Genomic DNA, 15615 nt, shown 5'->3' with positions numbered 1-15615 from the left:
ATACGACAAGCGCGGCTACATCTTCCTCGGCACCGCAACAGCGGCAGCCCTCACCATCTGGCTCCGAACATGATCGGCCGGACAAGTCCTAGACGTCGGCCCGGGGCCGGCGCCCTCAGTGGAATGCCCCCGCCTGCGCGGGGACCACTCGACCTCCGCCCGGACCGTCTCCACCTCGCCCGGAACACCCCCGCCTGCGCGGGGACCACGCTCATGCACAGCCCGTCGAGCAGGTCCGGGGCGGAACACCCCCGCCTGCGCGGGGACCACCTGGGACCGGCTGAAGGTCCCCAACACCTGACCGGAACACCCCCGCCTGCGCGGGGACCACTGACTGTGGCGGAGGTCGTGGAAGGTCGGGAACGGAACACCCCCGCCTGCGCGGGGACCACTTGGCCTGTCTCGGTGGCGGCGAGGTCGATGACGGAACACCCCCGCCTGCGCGGGGACCACTGGGCGGGCATGGTGGGGCGGGCGCCGGTGGCCGGAACACCCCCGCCTGCGCGGGGACCACGACGTCGACATGTGGGCGGGGGAAGACCTCAACGGAACACCCCCGCCTGCGCGGGGACCACGGCCGTTGTCACCGTCACGGAGACGGTCCCACCGGAACACCCCCGCCTGCGCGGGGACCACAACGCGGTCGCGATCGCCGGGTTGTTCTTCAGCGGAACACCCCCGCCTGCGCGGGGACCACTTCAGGAGGACGTGCCCGGTCTCCGGGTCCGGCGGAACACCCCCGCCTGCGCGGGGACCACCCCTTCCTGGCCTGCGGCGTTATAGGGGCTTTGCCGTTGCTTGACCGTCGCTCCTTCTCTTTCCTCCATGTTGTCAGAGGCATGTGGTGAAGTACCCACCACTGAGACATCGCACTGTGAAGGGTGAAGCGTGATCGATGCGCGCCTTTGGGGGAAATCGGACGGGCTTGCGAAGCCGTACCCCGTCATCGGGCATCTTGTGGATTCGGCGACGGTCTGCGGGGCCGTTTGGGACAGGGTCCTGACTGACACCCAGCGCCGTCGTGTTGCGGAGGCGTTAGGCGTTGAGTTACAGCAGGCCCGGCGGGTTGTCATGTTCTGGGCTGGGCTTCATGACCTCGGGAAAATCATGCCGCAGTTCCAGGACTTGGCCGTCCGGGCGAGGCCGGCCCATTGCGGATTTCTCCGTGAGGCTGCTTACGCGCATGGCCGGGTGAATGACAGCAAGGTCAAAATGGTCCGCCATGAGTACGCTACTCATCGCGCGCTTCCACAGCTACTTGCCCAGCTCGGCTATCCGGTGTCGGGAGGGCGCATCGCGCGGCTGCTGCTCGCCCAGGTGGCTCAGATGCTCGGAGGGCACCACGGGCGGTATCCCGAAGGGATTGAGCCGCAGGATCTGCGCGATCCTCTGGTCGGCCTGCCTGAACTGGGAGCGGGTGCGTGGGAAGGACAGCGGCGAGAGCATGTCGCAGCGCTTTATGAGGTGTTGGAGCGGCCCGCGATTCCCGATTGCGGCGCCCTGCCCACGCAGGTAGCGGTCGTGATCGCCGGAGTCGTCATCGTTTCGGACTGGATCGCCAGCCAGGAACATGTCATTCAGCGGCAGCAGAAATCGGTCGACGCCCACCCGGATTTCGGTTCTTCGACCGCGCTACGTGCTCACGCGCGCAGCGCGGAACGCATGACGTCCGCTCTTGTGGAGGATGCCGGTCTTGGCCGGGCCACATTTGGCGTAAATACGTTCCGTGACATGTTTCCGGAGATCATCTCTCCGTATCCGCTGCAGTTGAGCGTCGAGGCAGGACTGGCCGGAGCGGTGAATGGTCCGGGCATTCTGCTGGTGACGGCACCGACGGGAGACGGGAAGACAGAGACGGCCCTGTACGCGGCGTCCTTGATGGGCGCGGCATGTGGGACCGGCGGATTGTTCTTCGCTCTGCCCACTCAGGCCACGGCGAACCAGATGTACGGGCGTCTCGTCCGCTTCGCCGAGAAAAACCTTCTGGAGTCGGCCCAGTTGACTCTGCTGCACGGTGCGGCCGATTTGTACGCCCCCTACACCGAGCCCGCCGACCATGGGGCGCACGGCGACGTTGACCCCCGTGTGCTGTCCGACCACGAGGCCGGTGGCGATCAGGGGCGGCAGATCTCCGTCGAGGCCAGCCGGTGGCTGCGGAAACAGGGGCGAGGCATCCTCGCACCCCTGGCCGTCGGCACGATTGATCAAGCCCTGATGGGCGTACTGCCGCTGAAGCGGAATGCGTTGCGCCATCTCGGACTCTCCGGGAAAACGGTGGTGATCGACGAGGCCCACGCCTATGACGCCTACACCCATGCCCTGCTGCTCAGGCTGTTGGAGTGGCTCGGAGCCATGGGCGTTCCGGTCGTGCTGCTGTCGGCCACGCTCACCGGTGAGACGGCCCGGGGCATGGTGCGGGCGTATCTGTCCGGGGCGGATGCTGATGCCGGGGCGCGCGAGGTACCCGCACCTTCGTACCCGGGCTGGCTTTTCGCCTCCGTGCACAGCGACCGCGTCGTCGAGCCGGCGGAACTGCTGCGCAGCGAGCGGGAACGAGACCTTGAAGTAGACGTTCGGCGCGTCACGCACACGTACGAGCCGACCGTGGAGGGCGGCCGTTTGGCCACCCTGCTGGGTGTCCTCGACGACGTGGCTACCGGTGGCGGATGCGTGGCCGTCATCTGTACGACCGTGGCCGAAGCGCAGCAGACGTATGACGCCCTGCGCGCCCATTACCGATCCCGTTACAGCGATGACTACCTCGGCTGGGACGACCGGTCTGAGGAGGACCGAGCCCGGGAGGACACCGACGCCGGTCCTCGGCTGCGGCTGCTTCACGCTCGTTTCCCCGCCCGGCGCAGGGCGGAGATTACCGCGGAAGCCGAGCGGTGGTTCGGGCGTACGGACAAGCCCGAGGTGCGTCGGCCGACCGGTTCACGAGGTGCGGTGCTCGTCGCCACCCAGGTGATCGAGCAGTCCCTCGACCTCGACTTCGACCTGGTCGTCTCGGACCTTGCCCCGATGGCCATGCTGCTCCAGCGAGCGGGGCGGGTGTGGCGCCACGCTGCCCCGGCACCGACGCGGCCCGACTGGTCCGAGGGCCCACGCCTCGTGGTGCTGGCGCCCGTCGGGAAAGACCGCGGGCTGTCGGTCCCGGCGTCGTGGGGCGATGTCTACGCGCATTCGCTGTTGCGCCGCACCCTGGAACTGCTGGAGCGACGGAACGGGGCGAGCCTGGCCGTGCCGGGGGATGTGCAGGGGCTGGTGGATGCCGTGTACGACCCCGAGTTCGCCTCGGCGGCCCCGGAAGAACTGATGGAGCAGGACCTCCGCCGCATGGCCGATGACATGGCCCGTCATGCCCTGGCCGGCATGGTCGCGTTGCCCCCTCCTCGCATGGTCAGGTCGTTGCATGCCCTGACGACCAGCGACGCCGACGAGGAGCTGGTCCGTACCCGCCTCGGTGTGGAGGCGGTTCAGGTTCTGCCGGTCTTCGAGAACGAAGCCGGCCGGTGGCTGGACGAGGAGTGCAGCATCAGACTGCCGGAGTCCGGGCGAGGCTCGAAGGGCCGCTTCACGACGGCTGAGGTGCGTGCACTGCTCGGCTACGTGGCCCCTCTCGCCCATGGACCCTGGCGAGCGGAGTGCGGACTGGCGCACGTACCGCCCGCCGCCTGGCGGGACGAACCTCGGTTGGTGCGGCTCGTGCTTCTCCCGCATCGGGTGACCGGCGGCGCAGGTCGGGGAGCGGTGCTGGGGGAGACCCGGATCACCTGTGACCGAGAGCTGGGTCTGATCATTCATCGTGAGGGGCGTTGAGGGGCGGAATCGAGGCTGTCCGTGTCCATGCCGCAACCAGTCACCTTCATCTGCTCAACGCACCCGGTCACCTTGCTCAAATCTTTGCGGAATCAAAGAACTTGACGCTACCGTAGTCGGGCGATCGCGAAGCGTGTCTGCCTGGCAGGCCGGCTTTCCAGGCAGACACGCCGGGAACACCCCCGCCTGCGCGGGGAGCACCTGAGGCGGCGCTGCTCGCCCCACCCGGTCACGGGTTCACCTCCGCCTGCGCGGAGCGTTTCTCCGCCTGTCGCGGAGGGTTCCAGGCTACGGCGCTCTGCTGAGCCGTTCCCCCATCAGACGTCTTCAGTTGATCGAGGTTTACCCCCCATGTCGCAAGATCCGGTTGGCGACGACCGTTTTCCCCTTGACACAAGGCCATGGATCCCGGTCTTCGTAAGCGGAGCCACAACTCGGGTCGGCTTACGCGAACTCTTCCTCCGTGCCCACGAGTTTGAAGGACTCGCCATCGCCCTCCCCCCGGCCGCCTCCGGTCTGATGCGGATACTGTCCGCGATGGCTGCCCGTATCACCAGCCTGTACGAGGCAGCGGACAGCGACGAGTGGCTCGACCGACGCTACGACCTGTTGGAGGACGGGGCCAGGTTTGACGCCCACGCGGTTCACCGGTACTTCGACCAGCACGCCGACGGCCTGCGGCTCCACGACCCGGTCCGCCCATTTCTCCAGGACCTCCGTCTGAAGGCCGAGTGCTCCGGATCGTCCGGCGTGAACAAGCTGGTGATGGCTCGGCCCGCGGGCAACAATCAAGTGTTCTTCGGGCACTTCACCGACGCCGAACAGGTGGCCCTCGCCCCGGAAGAGGCCGTGCTCCATCTGATCGCTCAGCTCTACTACGGACCGTCCGGACAGTGCACACCGCGGACCGTCGGGGGGCAGCGCTACGGGAACACGATGGCCGGGCCGCTGCGCCGGGTCCTTTCCTGCCACCCCGTCGGACGAACGCTGTACGAGACTCTGGTGCTGGGCATCCCGGAGCCCGGCACCTGGCCCCAGGTCTCCGACCGGAGCAATGACGCCTGTCCTTGGGAGCGGACGGAACTGCCCGCTCCCCTCGCTCCGCCGCCGCCTGCCACCGGCCCGCTCTCCATGTTGACGGAGCAATATCAGCACGCGGTTCTTCTCCAGCCCGGACCGGACAAGGACAGCGTCACGGACGCCACGATCACCTGGGCCCTCCGTCACAACCGGCCTGCCTGCCGCGACCCGTATCTCATCTGGGACGAGAAGAAGGACGGCGACCTTTATCCCCGCGACGCCAAGGCGGAGAGGGCACTGTGGCGGGACCTCGACGCTCTGGTCCTGCTGAGCCGGGGCGGCGGGGGCCGCAGGCCGCTGATCTTCGACGGGCTGGCCGGCGATCAACTGCCCGAGCCCGTGTTCCGGGCGCTGCGGGTGGTCGCGTACGGATTTGACCAGGACGGGCAGACCAGGGACAGGACGTACTTCAGCGCGACGACCCCGCCGCTCTTTGCTCTGCTCAACTCGTCCCGGACGGCAGAGGATTCGGCATTGGCGCGCGGGGCGAAGGAAGCGCGGGAGGCGGCGGAGAAGGCAGCCTGGCACCTCGCCACCGCCTTGCGTACTGCCTGGCGGAGCTACACCACGCCGTTCACCGACGATCGTCCCGCCGACCGCTCGGGCGGGGCCCAGGGCGGGAACAGCGGCATGAGCGGTGCGGGCAAGAAGGACAGGGGGACGGGGCCGTGGCCCGAGGCCGCGTTGGCCGACTACTGGCCGGCCGCCGAGGAACGCTTCTGGGAACTCCTGGACTCCGGTGGCTTCAGCCTGGCCCTCCCCGCATTCGGCCGGATCGCGCTTCGCGCCTTCGATGACGTGACCGCTCCCGTGGCTGCGCAGCCACGGGGCGCCAAGGCCCGGGAGAACGCCCGGGGCCTGGTACGGAGCCTGCTCGATCACGGCCGCGATCGATAGCGCCGGACCCGACCACTGCCCTTGGGATCACCTCACGATCGTCGTCGGACCATCAGACTCCCGGCCGACCGCCCCGTACAGCGCGGGAGTGGTGCCCCACCACGGGCCAGGTCGTACACATCCGCTGGACAACAAGCAGTGAAGGACTCATAGATGAGCCTTATCGATGCGGGAGATACCTCGCCTCCGGCAGCCGGGACGGACCCGGCGCCGCGCCACTCCGCGCTCGCCGAATGTGACACGTTCGTCGACCGGGTGCGTGAGGCGTGCGCCAATTCCGGTACGCAGCAGGCACTTCGCCGCGGACTGGCCAAGCCCGTGGACGAGGTCCCTGCCCGCACCCACGCGGCGCTGCTCCGGAGCGGCCTCGTTCCCGACACGGCCGGCGGAGCTGCACGCCGTGCCTACTACGCGGTGGCCGCGCTGATCGCCGCCCGCCCCCGTGCTGAGCGGCTCCTGGATGCCGTGACACGGGAAGCCGTCGGCAACGGCACCGTCCAGGCGGACACCCCGCCGGACGTGCCCGACAGCCGGATTCGGGCAGCCGTAGCCAGCACCGCCACCACTGTCGGGCAGGCATCCCGTACCGGGGAGCGCCCCGGCCCCGGCACCGCCGCACAGACATCCGAGACTCGTCCCCGTTTCTCCTGGGGGACCAGCCTCGGCGCGAGTCTGGCACAGGCTGTGACACGCGGGGGCCAGGACGCGGTCAAGGAGGACGGCGTCGAGTCACGGCTGCATCTGCTGGTGCGGCAGGAGACCGACGGGCTGCACCGCATGCTGCCTGCCGTTCTCCGCCAGCTCGGCTCGGCCGGGATCACAGCCGACTACGGCCGGCTTCTGTACGACGTCCGGCGCTGGCAGTACGACCGCGATGCGACGGCCACCCGCTGGCTGGAGGACTACTACCGCGTCCTCCGCCGAGCACGGCAGGCACAGAACTGAACGGCGGGGCCGTCCCGTGCCGTCTCCTGCCGCACATCACCCTCATTCACCGCACAGAACCAGGAACCACACCATGACGACGAACGGAACCGCCACCACGGCTACGGCGGCCGAGGCCGTCCCGCGCAGTCCCCGCTTCCTGGACCTCCATATCCTCCAGACTCTGCCGTTCAGCAACGTCAACAGGGACGATCTGGGTTCGCCGAAGACGGTTACCTACGGTGGCGCGACCAGGACCCGGGTGTCCAGTCAGGCATGGAAGCGTCCCACGCGTCTGGCCGTTGAGACACAGATCGGTGAGCAGGCTCAGCGGACCCGGCGGCTTCCTCTCCAGATCGCGAAAGTTCTTACGGCACGGGGCTGGCCCGAGGATCTGGCCGAACTCGCCGGCGCCCAGGTCATCCGGTCCACCGAGTCCAAACTGGGCCTGGACAAGGGAGACCGGTCCACCGCCTCCCTGCTCTTCCTGCCCGACACGGCGGTGGAGGCGTTGGCCACCCTCGCCGAAGAGAACAGGGACAAACTGAAGAAGGCGCTGGGCACGAAGGCGGCGGAGAAGCCCCTGCTGCCCAAGGACCCCATCCATGATGTCCTGCGGTCGCGGAACGGCTCCATCGCGCTCTTCGGCCGCATGCTCGCCGAGATCCCCGGAGCCGGGGTCGACGGCGCCGTGCAGGTGGCACACGCCTTCACCACCCACAGCACCTCGGTGCAGGCCGACTTCTTCACGGCGGTGGACGACATCGATCAGTGGGCCACGGACGCGGGAAGCGCCCATATGAACACGGGGGAGTACAGCAGCGGCGTCTTCTACCGTTACGCCACCCTCGACCTCGACGAGCTGGCCAAGAACATCTCCGACACCGGCACCGCACGGGAGTTGGCCACCGCGTTCGCCACCGCGTTCATCCAGAGCCTTCCGTCCGCGAAGAAGACGTCGACCGCGCCCCACAGCGTCCCGGACCTTGTCCACGTCGTCGTGCGCTCCGACCGGCCGGTGTCGCTGGCCGCCGCGTTCGAGGAGCCGGTACGGGCCAAGTCCGCCGGGTGGGGGCGGCCCTCGCGCGTCGCCCTCGACGCTTATGCGGCTCGGGTGGGGAAGCTGCTGGGCAGCTCCGGGGTTGCCTACAGCGCGCACGCGGGTGTGGACGACGACGAGCGGAAGGGGCTCGGGACCCGGGTCGACTCCTACACCGCGCTCGTGGACGGCGCCGTCACCGCCGCGTGGCCGGGAAGCGGGAGCAACCCGTCATGAGCGGCTTTCTGCTGCAGCTTGGCGGCCCCCTCCAGTCATGGGGCGAGCACAGTGCCTTCACCGACCGGGACACGGTGTCCCACCCCACTCGTTCGGGGCTCATCGGCATGATCGCGTCCGCCTTCGGCATTCCCCGTGACCAGGCTGTGGCGGACTCGGAGGATGGCTCGGCGCGGCCCACCGGGTTCGGACGTCTGACTCATCTGCGGTTCACCGTACGGTGCGACCGGCCCGGGACCCGGTTGCGTGACTTCCACACGGTCGGCGGAGGCTACCCCGCCCACCGGACGGTGCCGACCGCCAAGGGCGGACGGCGCGGCGCAGGCATGACCACCATCGTGTCCCACCGCGGTTACCTCTCCGACGCCGTCTTCACCGTCGCCGTCACCGCCCCGGACGATCCCGGTCTCGCCGCCGAATGCGCGGAGGCGCTCGCCGCCCCACGCTGGCCGCTCCACCTGGGGCGACGATCCTGCCCGCCAGGCGCACTGTTCCTTCTGCGCGCTGAGGTGCCGGATCCCGTCCGTGAACTGCGTACCGTCCCGCTGGCCCGGCCCCGGCCGGGTCCCGTACGCCCCGGAGACGAAGAGCCGGGCGGAGCACCTGACAGCCCCGCCACCGTCTCGGTGCGATTCACGGCGGACACGCCCTTTCCGAGCGACTTCCTTGCCCGGCTCCAGCCTGACTCCCCGCCTGACTCCCCGCCTGACTCCCCGGCTGACTCCCCGTCTGGCTCCCCGTCCTCGACGTCCGGCAGATCGTCGGTGAGCACGCTGAACGACGAGCCTGTGCGGCTGACGTCCCGCGACCGCGTCTACCGCAGCCGACCGGCGTACGCGACGAGCTGTCGGCTCCCCGCGGACCTGTGCGCGGGGCACGGCCTCGCCTACATCGACGCCCTTGACTCGTACCTCCACCCGTCCCAGCCCGAACGGAACGCGCCGTGACCCTCACTACCGCTCCGCCTGCCATGTCTTCCTCGTCGACCGAACGTGCATGGCTCACCCGGCTTCGGCTCAACCCCGCCAGCCGGCCGGTACAGCGCGACCTCGGCAACGCCGTCGCCTTACACCGCCGTGTCATGAGCCTGGTGCCGGACGGACTCGGCGAAAGCCCGCGTTCTCAGGCCGGTGTGCTGTTCCGGCTCGACATGGACGGCACAGGAGCCCCGGTCCTGCTGGTGCAGAGCCGCGTCGCTCCGGACCCCGACCGGCTTCCCCGGGGGTACGCCGAGGTCCGGGCCAGGGACATGCACGCCCTCTTCGGCGCCCTGCGCCCCGGGCTCGTCGTGCGCTATCGGCTCCTCGGCAACACGGTCCGACGATGCGGTCGGAACAGTACGGAGGGCAGGTGGAAGCAGGCCATCCCGCTGCACGGTGAAGACGCCGACCGCTGGTGGACGGAGCGGGCGACGGCCGCCGGTCTGTCCCTTCGCACGGTCCTCTCCGACTCGGCGGAGACGCTCAGTACGTGGCACACGGACGCCCGCGACCTAAGCGCCGGGCAGAGCGGGGAGGAAGGCGGTGAGCGCCGGTCGGAGGTGACCGGAGTGGCCGGTGGACGCCGCTCGCGGGAAGGGCAGGTGCTGGTGCCCCGCCAGGCCACGCTGTTCGAAGGGACCGCCGTCGTGCACGACGTAGAGGCACTGCGGAACGCGCTGCTCAACGGCATCGGCCGCAGCAAGTCGTACGGATGCGGGCTGCTCAGTCTCGCGCCCGGCGCCCAGGACGGGTGAGGGCGGTACACCATGAGTGACTCCAGCCCTCCCCACAACAAGGGCACAGCGCGCCGTCGTATCGCCGCACCCACACTCGCCATGCTTCCGCGGGTGGGTGACTCCCTCTCGTTCCTGTACGCCGACGTGGTCCGGATCGTCCAGGACGACACCGGGGTCTGCGCCGAGACGACGTCCGCGGACGGCGAGACGACGCGCGTCTACCTTCCGACATCGGCCCTCTCCTGCGTCCTTCTCGGTCCCGGCACCTCCATCACCCAGCCCGCCATGGCCACCTTCGCCCGGCATGGCACCACGGTGGTGTGCGCGGGATCCGGGGGCGTCCGCTGTTACTCCGCGACCACGTCCGACGCCCTCACCACGCGATGGCTCGAACACCAGGTCCATCAGTGGAGCGACCTCGAACGCCGGCTGGCGGTGGCCAGGCAGATGTACCTCATGCGTTTCAACGACGCGGTCCCGGCGACGACGCCGCTCAACGCGCTGCGTGGCCTGGAAGGACAGCGCGTCAAGGCGCTCTACCGGCTCCTCACCCAGCAGCACGGCATCGGCCGGTTCCCCCGTAACTACGACCCTGCGGCCTGGGACGATCAGGACCCGGTCAACCTGGCCCTGTCCTCCGCCAACACCTGCCTCTACGGCATCGTGCACGCGGCTCTCGTCGCCCTGGGTTGTTCCACCGCGTTGGGCTTCGTCCACCAGGGCAAGCAGCACGCCATGGTGTACGACATAGCCGACCTCTACAAAGCGGAACTCACCATCCCGCTGGCGTTCTCCCTCCACGACTCGCCCCATCCCGAGGCAATGGCCCGCCGAGGCTTCCGCGAAGGGCTCCGTCTGTACAAGCTGCTGCCGAGGATCGTCGCGGACGTACAGGCTCTCCTGGCACCGGGAGAGGCGCAGCCGTTGCCGGACGGGCACGCGGTGGAGATGGTCAACCTCTGGGATCCCGAGGTCGGTTCCGTACCCGCAGGCGTCAACTACGCGCAGCAGTCGGACACGTCGTACGTCCTTGGCCTCGATGAAGCGCCGCCCGAGACGGATGCGCCGCCCGAGACGGGGCCGAGCGAGCCGCGGTGAGATCCACGCCCGCGAGCCGGGGGGCTCCTCCCCGCCGGCCCCCGAGCCTTTACCAGCCCTCAAGGAAACCGGTGATTCATGCCGTCCATGACGGTCCTCTCCACCACTGCTGTCCCCGACCACGTGCGCGGCGCCCTCACCCGCTGGATGATCGAGCCCACCCCTGGCCTCTACGTCGGGACGCTCTCCGCCCGCGTCCGCGACGAACTCTGGCGCGTGGTCAGCGCCTCGATCGGCTCCGGTGCCGCCGTACTGATCCACCCGGAGGCGAACGAACAGGGCTACACCCTCCACACGGCGGGCGAACGCCGCAGAGCCCTTGCTGATTTCGACGGCCTGACCCTTGTCGCCTTCCGCCCGGAGGAATACCAAGAACTGGCAACCCGCTCCTAGAACCCCGACTCGGGAAGCGTGCTCCCCGCGCGCGGGGGGACCACTACCGCTGAACCACCACGCCCCCTGCATGGCCCTTCGCGGGCCGGACAGGGGGCGGTTTCGTCATGCCCAGGACCTACAGGGTCGATCGGTAGAAGATCTTCCCGCCCCGCGGCTCCGCTCCCAGGGCCTCGTAGAACGCGAGGGCCGCAGGGTTGTCCGTGTCCGCAGTCCATTCGATGCGCGAACACCCGGCCGCCGCGGCCACCGCCTCCAACGTCGCCATGAAAGCGCGCGCCACACCCTGGCGCCGGGCCGTCGTCCGTACGTACAGCTCCTTCAGGTAGAGGGAGGTGTCAGCACCGGCCGCAGGCCACAGGAAGGTGTAAGAAGCGAGCCCGAGGACCTGCTCCCCGTCGCGGGCAAGGAGAACGCTCGCGGCCGGCCGGTCGGAGAAGAGCGCGGCGCGGATCTGGTCACGATCTCCGGGGGTGGGCTGACCTCCGTAGTACGCCTCGATCTCTCCGAGGATCTCAGAGATCACATCAACGTCGGCCGCTGTCGCGGGACTGATCTGCACCACTGCCGCTGCCCCTTTCACCAGCGGGCAGCGCCAGGATCTCACGCAACACCCGCACCTCTGGCACCGTTCGCGCCTGGGGAACCCTAACGACAACGTCGCGGGCACGGAAGATGATCAGGGGCGACCGGTGTTCTGGTGTGAGGTCAACGATCACATTCGTAGCATGTGCCGCTGCCGCTGCGGGATCACCGTCGACGGCCAGACACATCGCCTGATCGAGACGGATCAGGGCCCGGTCCGTGTGATCCGCGATCGGGTACAGCTCCAGCGCCCGCTCTTGTTCGTCGCGCTCGACGGGTGACCCCCAGGTGGGTCAGGGCATTCCCTATGTGGAAGCGCAGTTGGCTTTCCGAGTACCCGAGCGCCGACTCTGTCCGCTCCTCTGCGGGCAGCCGTGCCAGCGCTGTCTCTGCGGCGGCCAGCGCCACAGCCGTCTCATCTGGTCGGTGCAGTGGGGCGTAGGCCCGTGCCTCCAGCGGCGCCGCCAGTGCGGGCCCGGCACACGGAAGTCCACCTGCGAGTGCCTGCGCGCGCGGCCGGCCAACTCCACGGCGCCTGCCAAGTCGCCCGTGTCATAGAGCTGGTAGGCCTCCTGCGCATAGGTCCAAGACAGGGTCGCCCGGTCCTCAGCCGCAGCCGCTGCGGCACGGCCGGTCCGCCACCAGGCGCGCGAGCGGTCGTCCTTCATCTTGAGCAGGGTGAGCGCCATCAGACCGGCCATCCGCGCCGTAGCGATCAGGAGTCGCTTGCGAACGGGAGCAGATCGCCGCCCCGTCAGCATCAAGCGCAGGTCGTTGAAGTCCGCGAGGAGTTCGGGGAGGAGCCGCGCCTCGGGCCGCTGCCGCGTGGCACGCCCGTGCCGGGCCACGGTGAAGTCCACCTCGTCGAGACTCGTGCTGGTCAACGGCCCTGCGGCGAGAGCCTCTTGGAGCCCGCGTTGGAGGGCGTCCGCCTGGGCGAGGGGATCGAGATCAGGCCGTACGTCGGCGAGTGCGATCAGCTCTCCGTCGGCACCGAGGGCGGCGTCCAGGGCGGCGTCCAGGGCGGCGGCCATGTCTCGTGTCGGTTGGCGCTTGCCCAGCTCAAGATCGGAGACGTAGCTCTTGCCGCAGTTCGCCAGGTGCGCGACGTCGCGCACGGATCGGCTGCCGCGGAGGCGCCGCAACGCCTCGCCGAAGGATTCGTCGGTCATGACTGCTCCTCCATGTCCGCGTGTCCGTAACGCTGCGGACACGGGCGGACACGGGCGGACACGATGCCTCTGTGCCTGACGGTCTGCGTCGGAAACGCTACTGGTAGGCCCGGCGGTCGTGGGGACGACCCCGGGGCGTGGCCAACGCACTAGGAGCGTCGACATGCCTGAATTTACAGCCAGACCCGCGGCCCCTGACTCCCTTCCGCTCGACTTCGCCACGATGGCGGATACCGCGCAGCACCTGATCGACGCGGGCGGCCAGATGTCGGCCGCAGGCCTGGACACGGGCACGCTCGCGATGCGTGGACACCTGGCGCTGCTGATCCCGGAGGCGGAAGACCGTCTCGGGCGCCTTGCCGGAGCGGGAGCCGAGGAGGCCCGGCAGCGCCTGGCCGCCGGCCCCGACGTCCTCGGTCCGCTTCGTTACGCGCGCTGCCTGGCCCGGTCCGTGATCGCCCTGTGCACTCTGCTGGCCGACGAGGGGAAGCGAGATGCCTGAGTTCCCCAAGGCGTGGACGCCGCCGGCCGGGGAGACGACCGAGATCGTCGCGGCCGGGCGCTACTGGGACGCCGTCCGGGTGCGCTCCCACGTCGGCGAGCGCGTGATCGAGCGCCTCGGCGCCGACAGCGGCGCGGTCATCGAGGACTGGCACGGCCAGGTCATGTACTGGCTGGTGCTCCCCGGCACGGCGGGTCGCACCCCTGAACGCCCGCCCTGGCCGGACGCATCCGGCCAGGAAACCCCAGCCTGGGCGGGAGTCACCACCCATCCGAGAACAGGAGGCACACATGAGTATGACCACCCAGGCGCCCGTCACACGGGATGCCCGGTCTCTGCTGACGGCAGACGAGTTCACGGCCGTCGCGATGACCGTCCAGCAGAACAACCTCGGGATGTCCACCGCCGTCGCCGAAGCGATCACCGCGGAAGCACTCAAGTTCGAGGCAGCCTGCGCCGCGCACCCCACCGCCCGGCTGAAACCGTCCCGCGTGGTCGATGAGGGCTGGCACGCGCTCATCCTCCACACCCGCATCAAGGCCAGGCTCGCCGATCGCCTCGGCCTCTTCGTGCACCACGTGCCCGAGGCCCCGGACACCGGCCGCCACGACCCGGACGCCCTGGCCCGCACCCAGGCCGCGATCGAGGCCGCCGGGTACGAGCCCGTCTCCGCGATGTGGGTCGGCCCGAGTGACACCGGCATCCCCGTCGCGGCGTCGTGCGAGCACTCCCCGCCCCGCCGGAAGGCACGTGCACGGGCGACTGCTCCAACACCGGGAAGAACTGACCTGCGCCCTGGCGCCCGTTCCCCCATCGGCTCTACCGTCGTTGGGGGAACGAGCACAACGAGAGGCTGACATGAGCAAGTGGACCCATCCGCGATACGCGGAAGTGATCAGCCGGTACGAGGCGCTCAAGCCTGCCCAGCCCAAGCGCCGCCCCGGGTGGCGGCGGCGGCCGTACGGCGACGGATTCGTGATCGTTGTCGACCCGGCCACCCTCACCCCCTACAGCGCAACTCACGGTCGCCCCAGTTCATGATCAAACAACGCCGAGAGCCCCGACCGCGCAGGCGGCCGGGGCTCTTCTGTGTCCCGTATCGGCGTTGGGACGTTCCGGTCACGTTTCGGTGAGCCGCGAAATTCCGGTGGAATGCGGTACGTTCACGTGACGCCTCGTTACGCCGCGATACAGGTACAGGCGGTCTAACGCGCAGGTCAAAGGGGTTGCGACTCGTTGATCTGGTCAGACGTTCTCCGCCTGGAACATCCACGCGTGCTGTTGCAGATCATGGGTTGACCTGGGTGAGAGCGCCTTTCGCTCGACGGGATTCCGGAATCCTTCCGCTCTTCCGGGGAGATTCCTTTCGGGCGGGTCTCGCCGCCTCCCCCTCCTTGCTCGCTTTCGCCGCCGCCCAGGCGTCGTCCAGGACAGACCGTGTCTGCTCCTCCGCCTCAGCGAACAGATGCGCGTAGATGCGCATCGTCGTCATGACGTCCTTGTGTCCCATCCGCTTCTGCACCACGGAACACCCCCGCCTCGCGGGGACCACCGCCTGCCTCAGCAGGACTCGGCACGCCGGAACGGAACACCCCCCGCCTGCGCGGGGACCACAAGTCGAAACGGGAGTGGGTGCAGCCGCTGGACGGAACACCCCCGCCTGCGCGGGGACCACGCAGACAAGAGACAGGCAGCCCCCTGCCGGGACGGAACATTCCCGCCTGCGCGGGGACCACTCGATCTCTGAGCCGATGATCTCCAGCTTCGGCGGAACACCCCCGCCTGCGCGGGGACCACTGTGGTGGGCGGCTGGTTTCACGAGGCTGCTCCGGAACACCCCCGCCTGCGCGGGGACCACGTCGGTGCCGCGACCTGGCGGGCGGCGATCCACGGAACACCCCCGCCTGCGCGGGGACCACGTCCACGCCGACCAGGACCTGCGCCCGCGCCGCGGAACACCCCCGCCTGCGCGGGGACCACGCGTTCGACGTTGCGGAACAGGACTAGGTCGCCGGAACACCCCCGCCTGCGCGGGGACCACCTCCCAGAACTGCCCGACCTGGTCCAGCTCATCGGAACACCCCCGCCTGCGCGGGGACCACAGCGTCCGGGGACCCTGCGGCATCGTGCCCGCCGGAACACCCCCGCCTGC

At 69.3% G+C, this 15615-nt stretch carries 13 protein-coding genes and 2 CRISPR repeat arrays (1 of these 15 running past the window's edge); of the genes, 11 read left to right on the top strand and 2 right to left on the bottom strand.

The genetic code is table 11. The annotated features are described in order from the left end of the window. Positions 1-119: 119 nt before the first annotated feature. Positions 120-758: a CRISPR direct-repeat array (repeat unit 29 nt; unit sequence CGGAACACCCCCGCCTGCGCGGGGACCAC). Positions 759-888: 130 nt separating this feature from the next. The 8 genes from ACFYYH_RS32870 (at position 889) to cas2e (ending at position 11204) form a co-directional block, all read left to right on the top strand. Continuing rightward, positions 889-3819, top strand: coding sequence for a CRISPR-associated endonuclease Cas3'' (locus ACFYYH_RS32870; RefSeq protein WP_388559031.1), 2931 nt, complete (start codon positions 889-891; stop codon positions 3817-3819). 351 nt (positions 3820-4170) lie between these two features. Then, positions 4171-5796 (top strand): type I-E CRISPR-associated protein Cse1/CasA, encoded by a 1626-nt coding sequence (gene casA / locus ACFYYH_RS32865; RefSeq protein ID WP_388559028.1) that lies wholly within the window; start codon positions 4171-4173, stop codon positions 5794-5796. 153 nt (positions 5797-5949) lie between these two features. Then, positions 5950-6741, top strand: coding sequence for a type I-E CRISPR-associated protein Cse2/CasB (casB, locus tag ACFYYH_RS32860; protein ID WP_388559025.1), 792 nt, complete (start codon positions 5950-5952; stop codon positions 6739-6741). A gap of 73 nt (positions 6742-6814) precedes the next feature. Next, a complete protein-coding gene (gene cas7e, locus ACFYYH_RS32855) occupies positions 6815-7996 on the top strand; it encodes a type I-E CRISPR-associated protein Cas7/Cse4/CasC (protein WP_388559022.1) in 1182 nt (393 codons plus the stop codon). After that, the gene (cas5e, locus tag ACFYYH_RS32850; protein WP_388559019.1) at positions 7993-8943 is read left to right on the top strand and encodes a type I-E CRISPR-associated protein Cas5/CasD; all 951 of its coding nucleotides are present in this window, start codon (positions 7993-7995) and stop codon (positions 8941-8943) included. Before cas7e ends, cas5e begins: the two co-directional genes overlap by 4 nt. 23 nt (positions 8944-8966) lie before the next feature. Beyond that, the gene (locus ACFYYH_RS32845; protein WP_388559016.1) at positions 8967-9731 is read left to right on the top strand and encodes a type I-E CRISPR-associated protein Cas6/Cse3/CasE; all 765 of its coding nucleotides are present in this window, start codon (positions 8967-8969) and stop codon (positions 9729-9731) included. A 12-nt stretch (positions 9732-9743) separates the two neighbouring features. After that, a complete protein-coding gene (gene cas1e, locus ACFYYH_RS32840; RefSeq protein WP_388559013.1) occupies positions 9744-10811 on the top strand; it encodes a type I-E CRISPR-associated endonuclease Cas1e in 1068 nt (355 codons plus the stop codon). 78 nt (positions 10812-10889) lie between these two features. After that, the gene (gene cas2e, locus ACFYYH_RS32835) at positions 10890-11204 is read left to right on the top strand and encodes a type I-E CRISPR-associated endoribonuclease Cas2e (RefSeq protein WP_388559010.1); all 315 of its coding nucleotides are present in this window, start codon (positions 10890-10892) and stop codon (positions 11202-11204) included. Positions 11205-11322: 118 nt separating this feature from the next. On the opposite strand, the gene ACFYYH_RS32830 is transcribed toward cas2e, so the two are convergent. Then, positions 11323-11769 carry a GNAT family N-acetyltransferase gene (locus ACFYYH_RS32830; RefSeq protein WP_388559007.1) on the bottom strand — a complete coding sequence of 149 codons (447 nt, stop codon included), beginning with the start codon at positions 11767-11769 and terminating at the stop codon, positions 11323-11325. A 325-nt stretch (positions 11770-12094) separates the two neighbouring features. Further along, positions 12095-12961 (bottom strand): helix-turn-helix domain-containing protein, encoded by an 867-nt coding sequence (locus ACFYYH_RS32825; protein WP_388559004.1) that lies wholly within the window; start codon positions 12959-12961, stop codon positions 12095-12097. 163 nt (positions 12962-13124) lie between these two features. Between ACFYYH_RS32825 and ACFYYH_RS32820 the strand changes: the two genes are divergently transcribed. The 3 genes from ACFYYH_RS32820 to ACFYYH_RS32810 all read left to right on the top strand — a co-directional run bounded on the left by ACFYYH_RS32820 (position 13125) and on the right by ACFYYH_RS32810 (position 14504). Then, positions 13125-13463: a DUF6415 family natural product biosynthesis protein gene (locus ACFYYH_RS32820; protein WP_388559001.1), complete on the top strand. Its 339-nt coding sequence runs from the start codon at positions 13125-13127 to the stop codon at positions 13461-13463. 290 nt (positions 13464-13753) lie between these two features. Further along, positions 13754-14320 (top strand): hypothetical protein, encoded by a 567-nt coding sequence (locus tag ACFYYH_RS32815; RefSeq protein WP_388558998.1) that lies wholly within the window; start codon positions 13754-13756, stop codon positions 14318-14320. Position 14321: 1 nt separating this feature from the next. Further along, a complete protein-coding gene (locus tag ACFYYH_RS32810; RefSeq protein WP_388558995.1) occupies positions 14322-14504 on the top strand; it encodes a hypothetical protein in 183 nt (60 codons plus the stop codon). 482 nt (positions 14505-14986) lie between these two features. Beyond that, positions 14987-15615: a CRISPR direct-repeat array (repeat unit 29 nt; unit sequence CGGAACACCCCCGCCTGCGCGGGGACCAC) (it continues 1354 nt past the right edge of the window).

Origin of the sequence: Streptomyces sp. NPDC002018 (assembly GCF_042890865.1) — a bacterium.
Taxonomy (GTDB): Bacteria; Actinomycetota; Actinomycetes; order Streptomycetales; family Streptomycetaceae; genus Streptomyces.
The sequence above is the reverse complement of the archived record's forward strand: the minus strand, read 5'-3'. Positions and strand labels throughout refer to the sequence as shown.